We start from the raw sequence: 20,458 nt of genomic DNA on the forward strand, positions 1-20,458 counted from the left end.
AATTCCTGCGTAAGAAGGAATCTCTATGAAAGAGAAATTTAAACCGTAAATAAAAAATAGTAAATCAAAATGCCAATTATAAAACCAGTAAACGGTAAATCACCACAACTTCCAGAAGATTGTTACATAGCAGAGAACGCAACAATAGTTGGCGATGTTCAAGCAGGAAAACAATGTAGTTTTTGGTTTAATGCTGTAATACGTGGCGATGTTCATTATATAAAAATGGGTGATAAAGTAAATGTACAAGATGGTGCTGTTATCCATTGTACATATCAAAAACATCCTACCAATATTGGTAACAATGTCTCTATTGGTCACAATGCTATTGTACACGGTTGTACCATTAAAGACAATGTGTTAATAGGTATGGGAAGTATAGTTATGGATAATTGCGTAGTAGAGAGTAATAGTATTATTGCAGCAGGCGCAGTTGTGACACAAAATACGATAGTCGAATCTGGTAGCATTTATGCAGGTGTACCAGCCAAAAAAGTAAAAGACATTAGTGAAGAATTAATTAATGGCGAAATTAACCGAATTGCTAATAATTACGTTAAATATTCTAGTTGGTTTAAAGAATAATTAAAGTTGGTTTAAAGCATCAATAAACTGCTTTAAATTGGAATAATTATTAATTGTTTTACTATCAATTACTTCTTTTAAAATCAAGTTGTTGTTTTCTATCACACATGGTAATTTAAATGAAGCAGTTGGGTAATTTTTTTTAAATTCATCTTTATGGTAAAACGTAATATGTAAATTAGTGTTTGCCCTAAATTGTTTCCATAAACTTTTTTGTTTAAACGTATCGTGTGTAAGTGTGCACAAGTTACATTGGTAAGTTTTTGGACTAATTATTTTGTGAGCAATATCTAAAGATAAATTTATAAAACCAGAATTAGCGTTGTATACAAAAATTAAAGATTTCATATAATTAAGTGTTGTCTATATTTTTTACCAAAACGCTAATTCTTAAAAATTAGTAGTTAAAATTAATTTATAAAACATCTATTTTAACTACAGTACCTTCATTACTTCTAATGTTACAAACGGTATTATCTTCAAAAATTAAATATTGACCCTTAATACCTTTAAGTACACCTTTGTAAATAGGTGTTTTTTTAAAGTTTAAGGATTTAAGTTTTTCGGGATATTGTAATACAGGAAAATGTATTTCGGTTTCGTTATTATTTTCAATAAAATAAGGTTTTGCTTCGTCAGGAATGTATTGTTTTAGCTTGTCACGCCATTCAACTAAATTTTCATCTTTAATATCATTTTTAAGCATAGTTCGCCAATTCGTTTTGTCACCAACATAATCTTTTAAAGCAACTTCTGTTATACCAGCAAGGTAACGGTTTGGGACTTCTACAATCTCTATAGCTTCGTGCGCACCTTGATCTATCCATCGTGTTGGGACTTGCGTTTTACGCGTAACACCAACTTTAACATTGCTAGAGTTTGCTAGATATACAATATGCGGTTGTAGTTGTACCTTTTTTTCGTATTCTAAATCTCTGTCTTCAATATCTAAATGGGCTTGACTTAATTCGGGTTTCATAATCCAATCTGCAGCTTGAGGTATTTCAAAAAAACAGCTCTGGCAAAACCCTTGTCTATAAATAGGTTTATTTAAATGACAGTTTAAACATTCATAACCAATACATTCTATTTGTATGGTTTTATCAAGTAACTGGTTAACGTGTATAAAGTCGTTTTTAAAGACCAAATAATAGGCTATTGGATCTAAAAATTCGGTTTGCATTTTTGTTAAAACACCTTGGTAGGTCATAAAAAAAAGTATTATTTTTAAAACTTTAAAGATACAAATTACTATGCCAATCCCTTTAGTAAATTCTATAGCTTCTTGGTTTTTAAAAAAACGTTTTCATCAAATAGAGCTATTTTTAAAATATCCTAACGAGGTACAACAAGAGTTATTAATGAGTTTAGTTGAAACTGCTAAGGATACCGAAATTGGTAAAACCTACGATTTTTCTTCCATTAAAAACTACAGTACTTTTGCAAGTCGCGTACCAATTTCTACTTACGAAGACGTGCAAGATCAAATAGAACGTGCAAGAAAAGGAGAACATAATATTTTTTGGCCTAAGCCTATAAAATGGTTTGCAAAATCTAGCGGTACAACTAGCGCAAAAAGTAAATTTATTCCAGTAAGCTCAGATAGTTTAGAAGATTGTCATTATGCGGCAAGTAAAGATTTGCTTTGCATGTATCTTAATAATAACGAAGATTCGCAATTGTTTACAGGTAAAAGTCTTAGGTTAGGCGGTAGTAAAGAATTATACAAAGAAAACGGAACAGCTTTTGGTGATTTAAGTGCAATTTTAATAGATAATATGCCATTTTGGGCAGAATTTAGTAGTACACCAAGTAATAAAGTAAGTTTGTTAAGCGAATGGGAAACCAAAATGGCTGCAATTGTAAACGAAACAGTAGAAGAAAACGTTACAAGTCTTGCAGGCGTACCAAGTTGGATGCTTGTTTTGCTAAATAACGTATTAGATAAAACTAATAAAACAAGTTTATTTGATGTTTGGCCTAACCTAGAAGTTTATTTTCATGGTGGCGTAAGTTTTAATCCATATATAGAACAGTATCGAGCTATATTACCAAAAAAAGATTTTAAGTATTACGAGATTTATAATGCTTCTGAAGGGTTTTTTGCCATTCAAGATCAAAACTATTCTGGCGATTTATTATTAATGTTAGATTATGGTATTTTTTATGAATTTATACCAATGGATACCTACGGTACAAAAGACGAAAAAGTCATTCCATTATCTGAAGTAGAATTAAATAAAAATTACGCAGTAATTATCACCACAAATGCCGGATTATGGCGCTATAAAATAGGAGATACGGTAAGATTTGTATCTATTAGTCCATATCGTATTAAAGTATCTGGACGTACTAAACACCATATAAATGTATTTGGGGAAGAATTAATTATAGAAAATGCCGAAGACGCACTTAAAAAAGTATGTAAAAAAACTAGTGCCGAAATTGTAGATTATACTGCAGCACCAATCTTTATGGAAGGAAAAGAAAAAGGTGCGCACGAATGGTTAATAGAATTTAAAACACCGCCAAAAGACATCAACTATTTTAATGAATTATTTGATAATGCATTAAAAAGTCTAAACTCAGATTATGAAGCAAAACGTTATAATAATATGACGCTAAATAAGCCAAAAATTCATGTGGCGAGAGAACGTTTGTTTTACGATTGGTTAAAAGAAAATGATAAACTTGGTGGACAACATAAAGTGCCAAGACTATCTAATACACGTCAATATTTAGACCAATTATTAAAGTTAAATAATTAGCTGTTTACCGTTAGTCGATGAACGTTTAATCACATTCTATTTAAAAACACGATAAAAAGCAAGATTAAAAGACGAAAAAAAACACCATTAAAACCGAATGATTTACAATTTAATAATTGTTAATTATACGGTTTTTTATTGCAAAATATTTATTTAATACATTAATAAATGTTAATAATTCGATTTTGTGATTGATATTTTGCATTATCGACAAAATGCATAAGTCAAATCGATTAATGTTGCGCTTTATCTAAAACCTTGTGGAGTAAGGGTTTATTTCAATTAAGTTTGAATTGTAAATGTATTTGAAATCCCTTGTTATGAAATTTAAATTAATAGTTTTCGCATTACTTATTCAAACTGTTTATGCACAAGATAATTTTACAGCATCTGTTGAAGAAGAATTAAAAACAACAACATCTATAAAAAGTGTTGGAGCAAATGGATTTAATTTTTCAACTTTAGATGCTGGTGTAAACACTAAATATTCAGAATTTGGTTCTGGATTCTTCATGGATAAGTTTATTATGGTTTCTTCAAAAAAATTAGGAGGATTAGGTAAAATAGATCCACAAACAGGAGAAGGTTTTAAAAATCTTTTCTGTTTAGATATTAAAAAAGATGGATCTTTAAAAAAGCCACTTTTATTCTCACGTATTATAAATACTCTTGGAAGTGAAGATCAAATAAGTTTTTCTCCAGATGAGCAAACAATGTATTTTACAAGAGCTACAAAAGAAAACACATCTATCTACAAACTATACAGAACTGTTTTAGAAAAAGATTCTAACGGTAACTGGATAGATCAAACGCTTACAAGTGTAAATGTAGAAGGTTTCTCTGTAGAAAATCCTTTTGTAAATAAAGAAGGTACAAAACTTTATTTTTCTTCAAATAAACCAGGAGGATTTGGTGGTTACGATTTATATGTAGCTACAATAGAAGACGATGGTAGTTTATCTAATCCAATAAATTTAGGAGCAGAGATAAATACTATTTATGATGATAAATATCCTTCATTATCATTAGATGGGACACAATTTTATTTTTCGTCTAAAGGACATAACTCTATTGGTGGATTTGATGTGTATAGAGCTTTTATAGATCAAGATACATTTAAATATGTAGTTAACTTAGGTAATACAGTTAACACGTCTTACGATGAGGTTGCATTTTTTATGGCTTCTAAAACTAAAGGCTATTTAACATCTAATAAAGCAACAGGAAAAGGTAGTTACGATTTATATAAGTTTGACATGAGTCTTGTTACACAAAGATTAGAAGGTGTAATTGTGGACAGTAAATCTAATATACCATTACCTAACACGAAAATTACGTTATATTCTAATGGTAAGCCAATAGCAACAGCTATAAGCAATAAAAAAGCCCAATACAGTTTTGATGTGTTACCTTTTGAAACTTATGAAGTAAAAGCTTCTAAAGAAGGTTTTAATGATAAAGAAATCAAATTTGTTGCAAATAACGGTGACGAGACTGTTTATAAAGAGAATTTATCTTTAGATGAAAAAGATATGATAATAGAAAATCTTGAAGATAAACGTATGATTGTAGTAAATAACATTTACTTTGATTACAATAAAGCAACAATTAAAAAAGAGTCTGAAATACCTTTAAACAGTATAGTTAGAATACTAAATGAAAATCCAGAAATGAATTTGGTAATAAACGCTCATACAGATGAAAGAGGTAAAGAACAATACAATTTAGATTTATCTATACAACGTGCAGCAGCAGCTAAAGCTTATTTAATTGCAAATGGAATTGCAAAAGATAGATTAGAGTCTAATGGTTTTGGAGAAACACAATTAATTAACGATTGTAAAAGAAATTGTTCTGAGGAAGAACATCAACAAAATAGACGTATAGAGTTTGTTATCAAGTAATTAATTGATAAAATATTTGGAAAATTAAAAGATATATTTTATTTTTAATTGCTATTAATCTGACTTAGGGAAACGTCAAATTAACTTTATTAATGGAAAAACCACTTTATGTAATAATATAAAGTGGTTTTTTTTATTAGTTAGAAGTTATAAAAAAACCACTCAAAATATTGAGTGGTTAATTGTATTTGAAAACTTTTACTATTAAGAAACTGCTTTTAGCTTCTTTAAAGTTGTTTTACTAAGCTTTTCTTCGGCGTAAGACTTTGTAACACTTAATTTTTTAGTGTCGCTACCAGGTAGCTCAAACATAGCATCTGTTAAGATTTCTTCACATAAACTACGTAATCCTCTAGCACCTAACTTATATTCGATAGCTTTTTCTACTATAAAGTCTAAAGCACCATCGGTAATATTTAGTTCAATTTCGTCCATCTCAAACAGTTTTTTGTATTGTTTGATAATAGCATTTTTTGGCTCGGTTAAAATAGCTCTTAACGTCTTTTCATCTAATGGATCCATGTAAGTTAATACAGGTAGACGACCTATAATCTCTGGAATTAAACCAAAGTCTTTTAAATCTTTAGGTATAATGTATTGTAGTAAGTTGTTTTGGTCTACCACTTCTTCTTTTATAGAAGCACTGTAACCAACAGCTTGCATGTTTAATCGTTTAGAGATAACACGTTCTATACCATCAAAAGCACCACCAGCAATAAATAAGATGTTTTCTGTATTTACTTCAATAAATTTTTGATCAGGATGTTTACGTCCGCCTTTTGGTGGTACGTTAACAACGGTTCCTTCTAAAAGTTTTAATAAAGCTTGTTGTACGCCTTCACCAGAAACATCTCTGGTAATGGATGGGTTATCACTTTTACGAGCAATTTTGTCTATCTCGTCAATAAAAACAATACCTTTTTCGGCTTTTTCTAAATTGTAATCTGCTGCTTGTAATAATCTGGTTAAGATGCTTTCTACATCTTCACCTACGTAACCAGCTTCTGTTAATACAGTTGCATCAACAATTGCTAAAGGTACATTTAACATTCTGGCTACAGTTTTTGCCATTAATGTTTTTCCTGTTCCTGTTTGACCAACCATTATTATGTTGGATTTTTGTATGTCTATATCGTCATTAGTTGCTGGTTGTAATAATCTTTTATAGTGATTATATACAGCTACAGACATTACTTTTTTTGTGTATTCTTGACCAATAATATACTCGTCTAAAAAGGCTTTAATTTTTAAAGGCTTTTTTAGCATTAGTTCGGCAGATAAACCATGGTCTTCGTTTTGTTTAGATTCTTCTATAACAATACCATGGGCTTGCTCAATACATCTATCGCAAATATGAGCATCTAATCCTGCTATTAATAAATTGGTTTCTGGCTTTTTTCTACCACAAAATGAACATTCTAATTCTTCCTTTGCCATTATATTATAGTTAAATGTTGAAGGTACTAACTGTGTAACACCTTCAAGATTCTATTGTTTTTTAGTTACGTGTTAAGATTTCGTCAATCATTCCGTATTCTTTAGCTTTGTCTGCTTTCATCCAATAATCACGATCACTATCTTGATAAACTTTGTCGTAATCTTGTCCAGAATGCTTGCTTATGATTTTGTATAATTCTTCTTTAAGAATTAAAATTTCTCTTGCAGTAATTTCTATATCACTTGCTTGTCCTTGTGCGCCACCTAATGGTTGGTGAATCATCACGCGCGAGTGTGTTAATCCACTACGTTTACCTTTTTCTCCTGCACATAATAATACTGCTCCCATAGATGCTGCCATACCTGTACAAATGGTTGCTACATCTGGTTTTATAAATTGCATTGTATCGTAAATTCCTAAGCCTGCATATACGCTTCCTCCTGGAGAATTGATATAAATTTGAATGTCTTTATTAGCGTCTACACTTTCTAAAAACAATAATTGTGCTTGTATAATATTTGCAACTTGATCGTTTATTCCTGTGCCTAAAAAGATAATTCTATCCATCATTAATCTTGAAAATACGTCAAAAATGGCAATATTCATTTGGCGCTCTTCAATAATATTTGGTGTAAGGTTTGTTGGGTACATACTACTTATAATTTTATTATAGTAGTTACTATTTATTCCTTGATCTTTTATTGCAAACTTTTCAAATTCTTTTCCGAAATCCATATGTTTAGATTAATTGTTTTTTAAATAATTAGGCGCTATTTAGATTAACTAAACAACGCCTAAAGATAATGATTATTTTGTTAAACCAATACTAAAGTCATGCTGCTATTACTAGATTGCTTTAGTTGGTTTAGAGATTTGTTTTTACTTGTCTCCGTAAACTTCTTTTACAAACTTATCGTAAGATAATTCTTTTGTTTTGATGTTTGCTTTTTCTTTGTAAAGCTCTAATAATTTTTGGCTTACTACTTGTTCTGAGATTCGTCTAACTTCATCTTGGTTTGATAATACACGTGCTGCAATATCATCTAATTCTTTATCTGAAGGATTTAATTGTCCAAACTGTGCCATTTGCATTTTGATCATGTTTTTTGCACTGTTTTTTACGTCTTCAAAATCTACTTTTACACCATACTCTTCCATGATTTTTGCTTCGATTAATTGGTAACGTAAGCTTTTTTCAGATTTTTCGTATTCTTCTTTAGCAGTAGCTTCGTCCATTTCTTTTTCACCAGCAACTTGCATCCATTTTGTTAAGAATTCTGCTGGTAAATCAAATTTTGTATTGTCTACTAAATACTCAGTAACGTCGTTTAATAATTTTTGATCAGATTGCTGTACGAACTGCTTTTCTGCATCTTCTTTAATCTTATCTTTTAATTCGGTTACAGATTTTACGGTATCTTTTCCAAATAACTTGTCAAATAACTCTTGGTCTAAATCTGCTAATTCACGTTTGTTAATTTCAGTAATTGTAAATGTTACTTCAATGTCTAAACCATGTGCATCGTCATGTGCTACTTTTAACGCGTGCATTAACTCGTGATCATCTTCGTAAAGTCCTTTAGTTTTTAAAGTAATTACATCACCAACTTTAGCGCCGATAAATTTCTTCTCGGTAGCTTTTCCTTTAAACTTGTCTAAAGTTAAAGTTACAGTATTGTCAATGTCTTTGTCTTCGTTTTTAAAAGTACCAGTAATTTCGCTGTCTTTTTCAACAGTATCTTGAGATACTATTTTACCGTATTGTTTTTGGATACGCTCTACTTGCTCGTCAATCATTTTATCATCTGCAACGATGTTGTAATGCGTAATAGCTTTTTTACTTTTTATATCTACCGAAAATTCTGGAGCTAAACCTAATTCAAATTCAAAAGAAAAATTATCTCCGTCCCAATCTATATCATCTTGTTGTTTTGGTAATGGTTGACCTAAAACGTCAAGTTTTTCTTCGGTTAAATATTTATTTAATGCATCTTGAAGTAATTTATTTACTTCGTCTACTAATACAGCTTTACCGTACTGTTTTTTTACCATTCCCATTGGTACGTGACCTTTTCTAAATCCTGGTATATTAGCAGTTTTGCGGTAATCTGTTAAGATTTTTTCAACTTTATCGCTATAATCTTCTTTTGCGATATCTACTTTAACTACAGCATTTAATGCATCAATGTTTTCTCTTGTAATATTCATTATAAATGATATAAAGCCCGTTTTTGGGCATTTAACACTAGTTTTATCTGTTTAACAGAAATTCTCTTTTAATTAAAAAGGAGTGCAAAAGTACTACTTTTTTACACTCCAAGCAATTTTTTAAGCTGTTGTATTTCAGACTTTTTTAGCTTTAGTCTAAGATTTTTTTTTGGTGCCTAATAATGAATGTAATATCCATTGTAAAATGGCAAGCAAAACACTAAATAATATCGCTGTCCAAATACTAGATACGGCAAATCCGTCTATAAATTTATCTGCCAATAAAATAATCAGTCCGTTTATTACAAATAAGAATAATCCTAGTGTTAGTATGGTTACAGGTAAGGTTAGCAGTATTAAAATAGGCTTTACAAGAAGATTTAAAATTGCTAATACTAGAGCAACAATTATAGCTGTGACGTAATTATCTACAGCTACACCATTTAAAACATTTGCTAATATAAAAACAGCAACAGCGTTAAGTAATAGTCTAAGTAATAAATTCATGATACGTTTTTTGATTGTAACTAATTTACAAAATTAATTACAGCTTGGTAAAATTCTTCAGGGTTTTCTGCGTGTAACCAATGTCCTGCATTTGTAATTGTTTTAATCTCTGCTTTAGGAAATTGTCTTTTTATTATAGCTTCGTCTTGCGCTCCAATATATTCGCTTTTATCACCTTTTAAGAATAAGGTGTTTTTGTCGAATTTAAAATGAAGCGGAAGCGCTTCGCCAACTTCGCTAACATTTTCTGTTAAAGCTTCAAGATTCATTCTAAAGGCAAGCTTGCCTTTTTCTATCCAGAATAAATTTTTAAGAAGAAATTGTCTAACACCAACTTGCGGGATAAACTTAGCTAATTGTTTATCTGCAGCGCCACGACTTTTAATTTGATCAAAATCAAAACTATTTAAACCAGCTAAAATAGTGTCGTGATGTACAGGATAAAATCTAGGTGAAATATCTGCAACGATTAAATGATTTACTAATTCTGGATATTTACATGCAAAAAACATAGCGGTTTTTCCTCCCATAGAATGTCCTAAAACAATAGCGTTTTCAATATTATGATGATTAAAATACTGTTTTAAATCTTCAGATAACACTTCGTAATGATGGTCTTGATCATGAAAACTTCTACCGTGATTACGTTGATCTATTAAATGAACTTCATATTGTTCTGCAAATTGATTTCCTAAGGTTTTCCAGTTATCACTCATGCCTAAAAAACCATGAAGAATAACAAATGGTTGACCTTGACCTAGTATTTGTGAATGTAATAACATTTATTTCAACTTTTTCTTATACATATTTATCACATTTTCTATACCTAAGTATAAACTTTCTGCAATTAACGCGTGACCAATAGATACTTCTAATAAATCAGGAATATTTTGTTTGAAAAATTCGATATTATCCAATGATAAATCATGACCTGCATTAACACCTAAACCTAAACTGTTGGCTAATTTAGCGCAGTCTGCATAAGGTGTTATAGCGTCTTTATTGCCAAAGCTATATTGGTGAGCAAAAGCTTCGGTGTATAATTCGATTCTATCTGTTCCGGTTTCTTTAGCGCCTTCAATTTGCTTTAAAACAGGATCTACAAAAATGGATGTTCTAATACCACTATTTTTAAATTCTTTAATAACTTCTACTAAAAAATCTTTATGTTTAATAGTGTCCCAACCAGCATTACTTGTAATCGCATCTATACTATCTGGAACTAAAGTTACTTGTGTAGGTTTTGTAGCTAAAACTAAGTCTATAAATTTAGGGATTGGGTTACCTTCAATATTATATTCTGTATAAACAACAGGTTTTAAATCGTGAGCATCTTGATATCTAATATGTCTTTCGTCAGGTCTTGGATGTATGGTTACACCTTCTGCGCCAAAACGTTGTACATCTTTTGCAAATTGAACAACATTTGGTACATCGCCGCCACGAGAATTACGCAATGTGGCTATTTTATTAATATTAACGCTTAGTTTTGTCATTAATCTAGTGTTTATTTTAACACAAAAATACGAAGTCTTAAAGGCTTTTTATGCTAAAATTTAATTAATTTGCATAAACAAAATGCTAAATTAATGAATCTACAGGATTACATCTTAAATGATATAAAACCAGTATTAGTTACAGAAAAAGTAAGTGATTTACAATTGCTTTTTAATCAGTTAACTTACTCTCATATTCCTATAAAAAATGAAGATGGCGTTTATTTAGGATGTATATCAGAGACCGATGCGCATTGCTTTAAAAGTACAGAGCATATAAAAGATATTACTTACTCTGTAGAAGGTTTTTTTGTTAGAGAGCAAACCAATTGGTTGGATGTTTTAGAAGCATTTGCGCAAAATCATACCAATATAATGCCTGTATTAGATAGTAATAATAAATATCTTGGTTATTTTGAGTTAAATGATATTATAGGCTTGTTTAACGAAACACCTTTTTTTGCAGAAAATGGAGGTATTTTAATTGTCGAAAAAGGTGTTCAAGATTATTCTTTTAGCGAAATTAGTCAGATTGTAGAAAGTAATAATGGTAAATTGTTAGGCGCATTTATTTCAAAAATCGAAAAAGATGTAGCGCAAATCACTTTAAAAGTTGGTAACTCTAGTTTAAACGATATAATGCAAACCTTTAGAAGATACAGTTATAATATTGTTTTAGGACATGAAGAAGATACCTATCTAGAAGGATTAAAAGAGCGATCGGATTATTTAAAAAGATATTTAGATATATAGTATGAAGGTTGCGATTTTTAGCCAATTTCAGAAGAAAAAACCTTTAGCATCTTTAGAGGTATTAGTCAAAGTTTTAAAGGAGCATAACTTTAAAATTTTTATTGAAGCAACTTTCTATAAACACGTATCTAAAAAATTAAATCAAGAGTTTAATACGTTTACAGATTTAGATTCAAGTTTCGATTTTTTAATTAGTATTGGAGGCGACGGTACCATACTAAGAGCTGTTACATTAGTTAGAGATTTAAACATACCAATTGTAGGTATTAATACTGGTCGTTTAGGATTTTTAGCAACCATACAGCAAGATCAAATAGAAGATGCTGTTTTAGCAATAATAAATAAAGATTATCAAATATCTGAAAGAACGCTTTTAAGCATAGATGTTAACGAAGAAAATAAAGAAATTCAATCGTGTAATTTTGCTTTAAATGAAATAGCAGTAAGCAGAAAAAACACAACATCTATGATTACTGTCGAAACTGAGCTAAACGACGAGTATTTAACCTCTTATTGGAGTGATGGGTTAATAATTTCTACACCAACAGGTTCTACAGGATACTCCTTAAGTTGTGGCGGACCAGTTATAACACCAAATGCAGCTAGTTTAGTTTTAACGCCAATTGCGCCACATAATCTTAGTGCTAGACCATTGGTGATAGAAGATTCTACTGTTATTAAATTAAAAGTAGATGGTAGAGAAAAAAAACACTTAGTATCTTTAGACTCTAGAATTGCGACGCTAAATAACAATACTTTAATTACAATTAAAAAAGCACCATTTACCATAAAAATGATGACTTTCCATAACGAAACATTTTTAGATACACTTAGAAAAAAACTACTTTGGGGAGAAGACAAGCGTAATTAAACAATAATTTACCTTATAATCTGTTTAAAAAGATAACTATTTCAATAGAATTGTTATAGGCTCATCTTATTTATTATATTTGCAAACTTTGAAGATTTATGAGGCAGTATATCCTATTAATAATAACCATTTTAACCTTGCAATTAGGTCATGCACAAATACACGAATTTGGAGTGTATTTGGGAGGATCTAATTTTATTGGAGATGTTGGTGCTACAGATTATATTGCGCCTAATCAATTAGTTTTTGGTGGTATTTATAAATGGAATAGAAGTCCTAGACATTCCTACAGGATTTCTTTACTTTTTAGTGAGTTAGAAGGTATAGATAAAAATTCTGACGATCCAAGTAGACAATTAAGAGGCTTACAGTTTAATAATCAAATAATAGAATTGTCTGCTGGAATGGAGTTTACTTTCTTGGATTTTGATTTACATGATGGCGGATTTGTATCTACACCTTATCTATATAGCGGAATAAGTATTACAAGACACGATAATTTCTTTTTAAATAATTCTGGACAATTAGAATATGAAGGTACCAAAAGTTATGCTTACGGTATACCTTTAGTTTTAGGATTTAAAGCTGCAATCGCTCAACATTTTGTATTAGCTTTAGAAGTAGGAGCGCGTTATACATTTTCAGATGAAATTGATGGTAGCGTACCAGATGCTAAAGAGTTAGAAAGTAGAAGTTTTGGAAATTTAAATAATAACGATTGGTATACATTTACAGGAATAACCTTAACTTATACCTTTGGAAGAAACCCTTGTTTTTGCGTTTTTAAGTGAGTATAAAAGATATAAATACAAAATATTTGCCTAATCATCTAGCTATTATAATGGATGGTAATGGTCGATGGGCAAAACAAAAAGGCATGTTACGTGCAATAGGTCACGAAAACGGAACAAAATCTGTACGAACAACAGTAGAAGCCTGTGCAAAATTAGGAATACCTAACCTAACATTATATGCCTTTTCTACTGAAAATTGGAATAGACCTAAACTAGAAGTAGATACATTAATGAAGCTGCTTGTGTCTTCATTAAAAAAAGAAATTAACACACTTTTAGATAATAATATAAAACTTAATGCAATAGGATGTTTAGATGCTTTACCTAAAAAAGTATACAAAGAATTGCAAGAAGTAATACAGCAAACAAGTGAAAACTCAAGAATGACACTTACTTTAGCATTAAGTTATGGCTCTAGAGAAGAGTTGATTACGGCTGTTAAAAAAATCAGTAATAAAGTTAAAAATAATATAATTTCTGAAGAAAGTATTGACCAATCAGTTATAAATAAGCATCTTTACACGCACAATTTACCAGATGTAGACTTGCTTATCAGAACAAGTGGTGAGCAACGAATAAGTAATTTTTTGTTATGGCAAATAGCTTATGCAGAGTTGTATTTTACACCAGTATTATGGCCAGACTTTACAGAGCAACACTTAAGTGAAGCTATTTTAGAATATCAAAAAAGAGAACGAAGATTTGGGAAAACAAGTGAACAAATTAGCTAAACATATACCATTGAAGACAGTATTACAATGCGCTTTATTTACCATTTTATTTGCTTTTTCTGCAATAGGTAATGCACAAGAATTAAATTACGAAGACGGCAAGAAATATAATCTTGCAGGAATAACAGTAAAAGGTAACACTAGTTTTAGTGAGCAAACCATAATCACCTACTCTGGATTAAGAAAAGATACAGAAATCCAAATACCAGGAGAACAAATTAGTAATGCCATAAAAAAACTATGGAAATCTAATTTATTTAGTGATATAGAAGTTTACTTAGTAAATACAGACGGAAACAACGCTTATTTAGAAATTAGATTAGCAGACTTACCAGAGTTAAACGAAGTAAAAATAACAGGAGTAAAAAAAGGAAAAGTAGAAACTGTTATAAAAGAAAATAAACTTCAAAAAGGAACAAAAGTTACAGAGAACTTAGTAACTACTACAAAAAACTATCTTGAAAATAAATACAGAAAAGACGGTTTCTTAAACGCCAAAGTAAAAGTAAACACAACAGATGTAGTTAACGACTCTTTAATAAAACCACAAGTAAATATGGTTGTGGCAATAGATAAAGGAGAAAAGGTAAAAGTTAAAAAAATTAAATTTGAAGGCAACCAAATACTTAGTGATAAAAAGCTAAGAAAAGCCATGAAAAATACGAAGCAAATTAATCCAATTCGTATTTTAAAACGATCAAAATATATTGAAGCAGACTATAAAGAAGACTTGACTACTATCGTAGACAAGTATAAAGAAATTGGTTACAGAGATGCAAGAGTAATTTCTGATACTTTAGTGTATAATGACGATAAAACAGTATCTATAGACATTAAAGTAGAAGAAGGAGAAAAATATACATTTGGAGATGTTACATTTATAGGTAACACCGTTTATTCAGATGAGTTTTTAAGAAGAAAACTTAGAATAGAAAAAGGAGATACTTATAATGGAATAGAGCTTCAAAAACGTATTGCAGATAATTCTAGTCCAGATGCAGATGATTTAACAAACTTATATCAAAACAATGGATACTTATTCTCTTCAATTAATCCAGTTGAGGTAAATGCAGATGGAAATGTAATTGATATGGAAATTAGAATTACCGAAGGTAAACCTGCTTACTTTAATAATGTAACTGTTGTAGGTAATAATAAAACTAACGACCATGTAATTTACAGAGAAATAAGAACTAGACCAGGTGAATTATATAGTAAGGAAAATGTGGTTAGAACTATACGTGAGTTAAGTCAATTAGGATTTTTTGATGCTGAACAATTAACACCTAATTTTAAAAATGTAAATCCAGAAGAAGGTACAGTAGATATGGAATATTCTGTTGTAGAATCTGGATCTAGTCAAATCGAGCTGCAAGGTGGATATGGCGGTGGAGGATTTATAGGTACCTTAGGTTTATCTTTCAATAACTTTTCTTTAAAAGATATATTTAAAAAAGATGCTTATACTCCAATACCAATGGGTGATGGACAGCGTTTAGCTTTAAGATTACAAGCAAGTAGATTTTATCAAACCTATAGTTTTCAGTTTTCAGAACCGTGGTTAGGTGGTAAAAAACCAGTACAATTTTCTACTTCGTTATCACATACAAAACAATTTTTATATAATGCTTTTACAAGAAGTGCAGATAAAGATAGACGGTTTAACATCACAGGTATTACTTTTGGTCTAGCAAAACGTTTATCTGTACCTGATGATTATTTTACATTATCTCAAGCTGTAAGTTTTCAACATTATAACCTAAAAAATTATAACACAGGTTTATTTACATTTGGTGATGGATATTCTAACAACTTATCTTATACTGTTGGATTAAGTAGAAATAATACTTTTAATGATCCAATTTTCCCAATGGGTGGATCTAATTTTTCTGTTACTGCTAAATTATCTTTACCGTATTCAATGTTTAATGGTGTAGATTATGAAGCTTTAAAAAATGAAAGACAAGAGAACTTAGATATCATATCTGATCAAAATAGTACCTCAAGTGAAATAACAGAAGCTTCAAGTAGAATTAGTCAAATAGACCAAGAACGATTTAAATGGTTAGAATTTTATAAAGTAAAATTTAAAGCAGATTGGTATACAAGAGTTGTAGATAAATTTGTATTAAAACCTACAGTTGAGTTTGGTTTCTTAGGTGCATATAATCAAAATAGAGGTGTTATTCCTTTCGAAAGATTTTTTGTTGGAGGAGATGGATTAGGAACCTATAGTTTAGATGGTAGAGAAGCAATTGCCTTACGTGGATATCAAAATCAAGCATTATCTTCACAAGATGGAGGATCTATTTATAATAAATTCTCATTAGAATTAAGATACCCAATTACACTTAAGCAATCTGCAAAAATATATGCATTAACATTCTTAGAAGCAGGTAATTCTTACGATCAATTTAGAGATTACGATCCATTTAATCTTAAAAGATCTGCAGGATTTGGAGTAAGAATATTTATGCCAGCATTTGGATTATTAGGAATAGACTTTGGTCATGGATTTGATCCTCAACCAGGAGAAACTTCAAAACACGGTTGGGAAACACATTTCATCATTGGTCAACAATTTTAATAACCGCTTTAACTTCAATAAAATAGGTAAATTACTAATATAGTATCTTAATTTTTTTATTTTTGGCACGATATTTTCTAATAACAAATTAAGGATTTGATAAAAGAATTGAAATTTTTAAAATTAAAATTCGTTATTTTGAAAATAGCTACTCAAAAATTAACTATTCTTTGTAACAATGAATTTTAAATTTTAGAGTTATAGTCAAAAAATAAAATAAATCCATGAAAACATTTAAAGTTCTTTTAGTATTGTTTCTATTAAGCGTTTCGTTTAGTGCAAATGCGCAACGAGGTGTAAGAATAGGTTATATAGATACCGAGTATATTTTAGAAAATGTACCAGAATATACAGAAGCAACTACGCAGTTAGAAGCTAAAGTACAACGATGGAAATCTGAAATTGAAGGTAAGCTTAACACTATTAAACAAAAAAGAGAAGCGCTTAACAATGAAAAAGCTCTATTAACAAAAGAGTTAATAGAAGAACGTGAAGAGGATATTCTATTTGAAGAAAAAGAAATATTAGATTATCAACAAAAACGTTTTGGTCCAAACGGTGATTTAATGATACAAAAGCGTCAATTAATGCAGCCAGTTCAAGACCAAATTTTTCAAGCAGTACAAGACATAGCAGCAGCAAAAAAATACGATTTTGTATTTGATAAATCTGCAGATGTAGTAATGTTATATTCGGCAGAGCGATTTGATATTAGCGATTTAGTTATAAGAACAATTACAAGAGCATCAAATCGTAAACAAGCAAAAACCAATAAAGAGCGTAAAGAAGCAAAAGACGAAGAAGTTGTAGAAGATATTAACGATAGTCAAGAAGCAAGACAAAAAGCTTTAGATGCAAAAAGAGCAGAACGTGAAGCAGCAGCCGAACAAAGACGACAAGAAATATTAGAGGAAAGAGAAGCAAAGAAAAAAGCTGCTCAAGAAAGAAGACAAAAAATATTAGAAGAACGAGCTAAAGCAAGAGAAGACAAATTAAAAGAAAGAGAAGATAGCTCTACAAATACAGACGAACAAAGAACATCTTTTGATGCAGATCAAGAAAATGAAACAAAATCAAGAGAAGAAATTTTAGAAGAAAGAAGACAAAAAAAACTAGCAGATAGAGAAGCAAGAAAAAAAGAACTTGAAGCTAGAAAACAACAAATCTTAGAAGACCGTAAGAAAGCTAAAGAAGAAAAGGAGAGCAAAGACGACGAAGAAAACTAAGACAAACACTAATAATTTATAACACAAATACTATTTAAAATGAAACAATTTAAAACACTTTTATTTGCTGTAGCATTATTTATTGGCGCTACTAGTTTTTCTAACGCACAAACAAAGGTAGCACACATTAATGTTGGAGAATTAGTAACATCTATGCCAGAGATGAAAGCTGCTCAAACAGAAATGGAAAAAATGGGTAAAACTTTCGAGACAGATATTCAAGAAATGATGAAAGAATACCAATCAAAAGCTAAACAATATGAAGGTGAAGCTGCAACTAAAACTAACGAAGAAAACCAAAAAAGAGGTGAAGAGTTAGCAGGTATGCAACAAAGCATTAGACAATTTCAAGCAGATGCACAACAACAATTACAAAAGAAAGAATTAGATTTATTAGAGCCAATAACTAAAAAAGCTAAAGCAGCTATTTTAAAAGTAGCAAAAGCGCAAGGTTTTAATTACGTATTAGATTCTTCTCAAGGTTCTGGTGTTATCATGGCAGAAGGAAAAGATCTTTTAACAGATGTACAAAAAGAATTAGGATTTTAATTAAAACTCCTTTTAAAATACAAGAAAGCTGTCTAAATTTAGACAGCTTTTTTTATAACATATTATATGAGTTTACAACCTATAGGTATATTCGATTCTGGAGTTGGCGGTACTTCAATATTTAAAGAAATACATAGCCTGCTACCAACTGAAAACGCAATTTATCTTGCAGATAGTGCAAATGCGCCTTATGGACCAAAAGGTAAGGATAGGATTATAGCATTGTCTGAAAAAAATACAGAATATTTATTAAACAAAAATTGTAAACTTATAGTAGTGGCTTGTAATACTGCAACTACTAATGCAATACAACATTTAAGAGCTAAATTTGATGTGCCTTTTATAGGTATAGAACCAGCTATTAAACCAGCAGCATTACAGACTAAAACTAAAGCAATTGGTATTCTAGCTACAAAAGGAACTTTAAGCAGTGAGTTGTTCTCTAATACAACGCAGCTTTACGCAAATGGTATAAAAGTGATAGAGCAAGAAGGCGAAGGTATTGTACAGCTAATAGAAGCAGGTAAAATAAATTCTATAGAGATGACGTCTTTATTAGAAATGTATACAAAACCAATGGTTGCAGCCAATATAGATTATTTGGTATTAGGATGTACACATTATCCTTATTTAATACCACAACTTATTACTATCCTACCTAAACATATTAAGATTATAGATTCTGGTTTAGCTGTAGCTAAGCAAACAAAAGCAGTTTTAGAGCAAAACAGATTATTAAATGAGTCTTCTATACAAGCAGAAGTAAGTTTTTATACTAACGGTAATACAGCTGTATTAAAAGCCTTAGTTGGAAATAACTTTAATGTAGAATATTTAAGTTTTTAAAAACAAAAAACCACGTACAATAATACGTGGTTAAATGTATAATAAAAAAACTAGTTTTTATATATCTTCTGCGTCTCTTAAGCTTTGGATATATTCAGCTTTTTGAACTTCTTTTCTTCTTCTTACTGAAGGTTTAGTAAAGTATTGCTTATCTCTTAAGTTTTGCATTACTTTTACGTTTCTGTGCTTACGCTTGTAACGTTTTAGAGCACGTTCTATATTTTCTCCTTCTTTGATTTCGATTCTTAACATGTCTTTATTTTAAATATTTTACGAATATCCTACAAATTATGATATAATTCAAATTTAAAGTGCTTTAAATTAAAATTTAACCTAAATACGTCTTTAAAATTTTACTTTTAGAGGTTTGTCTTAAGCGTCTTATTCCTTTTTCTCGTATTTGTCTAACACGTTCTCTAGTTAGATCAAAAGTGCGACCAATTTCATCTAAAGTCATAGCAGGTTGATTACCTAATCCAAAATTTAAACGTATAACGTCGCTTTCTCTTGGAGTTAAAGTGTCTAAAGCACGTTCTATTTCTATGTTTAAAGATTCATGCATTAATTGGTTGTCTGGATTTGGTGACTCGCCAGATTTTACTAAATCATATAAACTATAATCTTCACCTTCTTTTAAAGGTGCATCCATAGATACGTGTCTGCTAGAAATACGCATAGATTGTTTGACGTCGCTAATTGTTAAATCTAATTCTTTAGCTATCTCTTCTGCACTTGGCGGACGTTGGTTTGTTTGTTCTAAATGAGAAGTTATTTTTCTTATCTTATTTATGCTACCTATTTTGTTAAGTGGTAATCTAACAATTCTAGATTGTTCTGCTAATGCAGATAAAATAGCTTGTCTAATCCACCAAACAGCGTAGGAAATAAATTTAAAACCTCTTGTTTCGTCAAAACGTTTTGCAGCTTTAACTAATCCAGCATTACCTTCATTAATTAAATCGGGTAATTTTAATCCTTGATTTTGATATTGTTTGGCAACAGAAACAACAAAACGTAAGTTAGCAGTAGTTAATCTATCTAAAGATTTTTGGCAACCTTCTCTTATTTTTTTGGCTAGTTCTACTTCTTCTTCAGCAGTAACCATTGGAAGTTTGCTTATATCTTGTAGATATTTGTCAAGTGATTTAGATTCGCGATTGGTAACTTGTTTTGTAATTTTTAATTGTCGCATTCA

21 protein-coding genes are annotated in these 20,458 nt (G+C 30.2%); 11 read left to right on the forward strand and 10 right to left on the reverse strand.

All coding sequences use genetic code 11. The annotated features are described in order from the left end of the window. Positions 1 to 69 precede the first annotated feature (69 nt). Positions 70 to 585 carry a gamma carbonic anhydrase family protein gene (locus IFB02_RS07630; protein WP_106687866.1) on the forward strand — a complete coding sequence of 172 codons (516 nt, stop codon included), beginning with the start codon at positions 70 to 72 and terminating at the stop codon, positions 583 to 585. On the opposite strand, the gene IFB02_RS07635 is transcribed toward IFB02_RS07630, so the two are convergent. Then, positions 586 to 933: a GTPase gene (locus IFB02_RS07635; RefSeq protein ID WP_106687865.1), complete on the reverse strand. Its 348-nt coding sequence runs from the start codon at positions 931 to 933 to the stop codon at positions 586 to 588. 67 nt (positions 934 to 1,000) lie between these two features. Next, the gene (locus IFB02_RS07640) at positions 1,001 to 1,795 is read right to left on the reverse strand and encodes a DUF2797 domain-containing protein (protein ID WP_106687864.1); all 795 of its coding nucleotides are present in this window, start codon (positions 1,793 to 1,795) and stop codon (positions 1,001 to 1,003) included. A 43-nt stretch (positions 1,796 to 1,838) separates the two neighbouring features. Here IFB02_RS07640 and IFB02_RS07645 point away from each other — a divergent pair, with 43 nt between their 5' ends. Continuing rightward, positions 1,839 to 3,353, forward strand: coding sequence for a GH3 auxin-responsive promoter family protein (locus tag IFB02_RS07645; RefSeq protein WP_106687863.1), 1,515 nt, complete (start codon positions 1,839 to 1,841; stop codon positions 3,351 to 3,353). Between the two features lie 320 nt (positions 3,354 to 3,673). Beyond that, complete coding sequence (locus IFB02_RS07650) at positions 3,674 to 5,257, forward strand: OmpA family protein (RefSeq protein WP_158256263.1); 1,584 nt, start codon at positions 3,674 to 3,676, stop codon at positions 5,255 to 5,257. A 204-nt stretch (positions 5,258 to 5,461) separates the two neighbouring features. On the opposite strand, the gene clpX is transcribed toward IFB02_RS07650, so the two are convergent. From clpX to IFB02_RS07680, 6 genes are all read right to left on the reverse strand, one after another. Next, on the reverse strand, positions 5,462 to 6,694 hold the full coding sequence (gene clpX / locus IFB02_RS07655; protein ID WP_106687861.1) for an ATP-dependent Clp protease ATP-binding subunit ClpX: 1,233 nt from the start codon (positions 6,692 to 6,694) through the stop codon (positions 5,462 to 5,464). A 61-nt stretch (positions 6,695 to 6,755) separates the two neighbouring features. Then, positions 6,756 to 7,430: an ATP-dependent Clp endopeptidase proteolytic subunit ClpP gene (clpP, locus tag IFB02_RS07660; RefSeq protein ID WP_106687860.1), complete on the reverse strand. Its 675-nt coding sequence runs from the start codon at positions 7,428 to 7,430 to the stop codon at positions 6,756 to 6,758. Between the two features lie 144 nt (positions 7,431 to 7,574). Then, a complete protein-coding gene (gene tig / locus IFB02_RS07665; RefSeq protein ID WP_106687859.1) occupies positions 7,575 to 8,903 on the reverse strand; it encodes a trigger factor in 1,329 nt (442 codons plus the stop codon). Positions 8,904 to 9,059: 156 nt separating this feature from the next. Beyond that, on the reverse strand, positions 9,060 to 9,410 hold the full coding sequence (locus tag IFB02_RS07670) for a phage holin family protein (protein WP_106687858.1): 351 nt from the start codon (positions 9,408 to 9,410) through the stop codon (positions 9,060 to 9,062). Positions 9,411 to 9,430: 20 nt separating this feature from the next. Beyond that, the gene (locus IFB02_RS07675) at positions 9,431 to 10,192 is read right to left on the reverse strand and encodes an alpha/beta fold hydrolase (protein ID WP_106687857.1); all 762 of its coding nucleotides are present in this window, start codon (positions 10,190 to 10,192) and stop codon (positions 9,431 to 9,433) included. After that, entirely contained in the window at positions 10,193 to 10,906 is a 714-nt protein-coding gene (locus IFB02_RS07680; protein WP_106687856.1) for a pyridoxine 5'-phosphate synthase, read from the reverse strand. 93 nt (positions 10,907 to 10,999) lie between these two features. Here IFB02_RS07680 and IFB02_RS07685 point away from each other — a divergent pair, with 93 nt between their 5' ends. The 8 genes from IFB02_RS07685 (at position 11,000) to murI (ending at position 19,263) form a co-directional block, all read left to right on the forward strand. After that, positions 11,000 to 11,659, forward strand: coding sequence for a CBS domain-containing protein (locus IFB02_RS07685; protein WP_106687855.1), 660 nt, complete (start codon positions 11,000 to 11,002; stop codon positions 11,657 to 11,659). Between the two features lies 1 nt (position 11,660). Then, the gene (locus tag IFB02_RS07690; protein ID WP_106687854.1) at positions 11,661 to 12,530 is read left to right on the forward strand and encodes an NAD kinase; all 870 of its coding nucleotides are present in this window, start codon (positions 11,661 to 11,663) and stop codon (positions 12,528 to 12,530) included. 98 nt (positions 12,531 to 12,628) lie between these two features. After that, positions 12,629 to 13,321, forward strand: coding sequence for a type IX secretion system protein PorG (porG, locus tag IFB02_RS07695; RefSeq protein ID WP_106687853.1), 693 nt, complete (start codon positions 12,629 to 12,631; stop codon positions 13,319 to 13,321). Positions 13,322 to 13,371: 50 nt separating this feature from the next. Then, on the forward strand, positions 13,372 to 14,055 hold the full coding sequence (locus tag IFB02_RS07700) for an isoprenyl transferase (protein ID WP_240893483.1): 684 nt from the start codon (positions 13,372 to 13,374) through the stop codon (positions 14,053 to 14,055). A gap of 10 nt (positions 14,056 to 14,065) precedes the next feature. Then, positions 14,066 to 16,642: a BamA/OMP85 family outer membrane protein gene (locus IFB02_RS07705; protein ID WP_223878825.1), complete on the forward strand. Its 2,577-nt coding sequence runs from the start codon at positions 14,066 to 14,068 to the stop codon at positions 16,640 to 16,642. Positions 16,643 to 16,866: 224 nt separating this feature from the next. Beyond that, entirely contained in the window at positions 16,867 to 17,868 is a 1,002-nt protein-coding gene (locus IFB02_RS07710) for an OmpH family outer membrane protein (RefSeq protein WP_106687850.1), read from the forward strand. A gap of 39 nt (positions 17,869 to 17,907) precedes the next feature. Continuing rightward, positions 17,908 to 18,417 carry an OmpH family outer membrane protein gene (locus IFB02_RS07715; RefSeq protein WP_106687849.1) on the forward strand — a complete coding sequence of 170 codons (510 nt, stop codon included), beginning with the start codon at positions 17,908 to 17,910 and terminating at the stop codon, positions 18,415 to 18,417. 66 nt (positions 18,418 to 18,483) lie between these two features. Further along, positions 18,484 to 19,263 (forward strand): glutamate racemase, encoded by a 780-nt coding sequence (murI, locus tag IFB02_RS07720; RefSeq protein ID WP_106687848.1) that lies wholly within the window; start codon positions 18,484 to 18,486, stop codon positions 19,261 to 19,263. Between the two features lie 57 nt (positions 19,264 to 19,320). Here murI and rpsU read toward each other — a convergent pair whose 3' ends face one another. Beyond that, positions 19,321 to 19,515, reverse strand: a complete 195-nt coding sequence (rpsU, locus tag IFB02_RS07725; protein WP_106687847.1) for a 30S ribosomal protein S21 — start codon at positions 19,513 to 19,515, stop codon at positions 19,321 to 19,323. A gap of 76 nt (positions 19,516 to 19,591) precedes the next feature. Then, entirely contained in the window at positions 19,592 to 20,455 is an 864-nt protein-coding gene (locus IFB02_RS07730; protein WP_106687846.1) for a sigma-70 family RNA polymerase sigma factor, read from the reverse strand. Positions 20,456 to 20,458: the final 3 nt, after the last annotated feature.

The organism is Mesoflavibacter profundi (assembly GCF_014764305.1).
Lineage (GTDB): Bacteria > Bacteroidota > Bacteroidia > Flavobacteriales > Flavobacteriaceae > Mesoflavibacter > Mesoflavibacter profundi.

What these genes read in the sequence shown, in the direction of transcription:
- IFB02_RS07630 (WP_106687866.1), top strand. Translation starts at nt 70, where the DNA reads ATGCCAATTATAAAACCAGTAAACGGTAAATCACCACAACTTCCAGAA.
- IFB02_RS07635 (WP_106687865.1), bottom strand. Translation starts at nt 933, where the DNA reads ATGAAATCTTTAATTTTTGTATACAACGCTAATTCTGGTTTTATAAAT.
- IFB02_RS07640 (WP_106687864.1), bottom strand. Translation starts at nt 1,795, where the DNA reads ATGACCTACCAAGGTGTTTTAACAAAAATGCAAACCGAATTTTTAGAT.
- IFB02_RS07645 (WP_106687863.1), top strand. Translation starts at nt 1,839, where the DNA reads ATGCCAATCCCTTTAGTAAATTCTATAGCTTCTTGGTTTTTAAAAAAA.
- IFB02_RS07650 (WP_158256263.1), top strand. Translation starts at nt 3,674, where the DNA reads ATGAAATTTAAATTAATAGTTTTCGCATTACTTATTCAAACTGTTTAT.
- clpX (WP_106687861.1), bottom strand. Translation starts at nt 6,694, where the DNA reads ATGGCAAAGGAAGAATTAGAATGTTCATTTTGTGGTAGAAAAAAGCCA.
- clpP (WP_106687860.1), bottom strand. Translation starts at nt 7,430, where the DNA reads ATGGATTTCGGAAAAGAATTTGAAAAGTTTGCAATAAAAGATCAAGGA.
- tig (WP_106687859.1), bottom strand. Translation starts at nt 8,903, where the DNA reads ATGAATATTACAAGAGAAAACATTGATGCATTAAATGCTGTAGTTAAA.
- IFB02_RS07670 (WP_106687858.1), bottom strand. Translation starts at nt 9,410, where the DNA reads ATGAATTTATTACTTAGACTATTACTTAACGCTGTTGCTGTTTTTATA.
- IFB02_RS07675 (WP_106687857.1), bottom strand. Translation starts at nt 10,192, where the DNA reads ATGTTATTACATTCACAAATACTAGGTCAAGGTCAACCATTTGTTATT.
- IFB02_RS07680 (WP_106687856.1), bottom strand. Translation starts at nt 10,906, where the DNA reads ATGACAAAACTAAGCGTTAATATTAATAAAATAGCCACATTGCGTAAT.
- IFB02_RS07685 (WP_106687855.1), top strand. Translation starts at nt 11,000, where the DNA reads ATGAATCTACAGGATTACATCTTAAATGATATAAAACCAGTATTAGTT.
- IFB02_RS07690 (WP_106687854.1), top strand. Translation starts at nt 11,661, where the DNA reads ATGAAGGTTGCGATTTTTAGCCAATTTCAGAAGAAAAAACCTTTAGCA.
- porG (WP_106687853.1), top strand. Translation starts at nt 12,629, where the DNA reads ATGAGGCAGTATATCCTATTAATAATAACCATTTTAACCTTGCAATTA.
- IFB02_RS07700 (WP_240893483.1), top strand. Translation starts at nt 13,372, where the DNA reads ATGGATGGTAATGGTCGATGGGCAAAACAAAAAGGCATGTTACGTGCA.
- IFB02_RS07710 (WP_106687850.1), top strand. Translation starts at nt 16,867, where the DNA reads ATGAAAACATTTAAAGTTCTTTTAGTATTGTTTCTATTAAGCGTTTCG.
- IFB02_RS07715 (WP_106687849.1), top strand. Translation starts at nt 17,908, where the DNA reads ATGAAACAATTTAAAACACTTTTATTTGCTGTAGCATTATTTATTGGC.
- murI (WP_106687848.1), top strand. Translation starts at nt 18,484, where the DNA reads ATGAGTTTACAACCTATAGGTATATTCGATTCTGGAGTTGGCGGTACT.
- rpsU (WP_106687847.1), bottom strand. Translation starts at nt 19,515, where the DNA reads ATGTTAAGAATCGAAATCAAAGAAGGAGAAAATATAGAACGTGCTCTA.
- IFB02_RS07730 (WP_106687846.1), bottom strand. Translation starts at nt 20,455, where the DNA reads ATGCGACAATTAAAAATTACAAAACAAGTTACCAATCGCGAATCTAAA.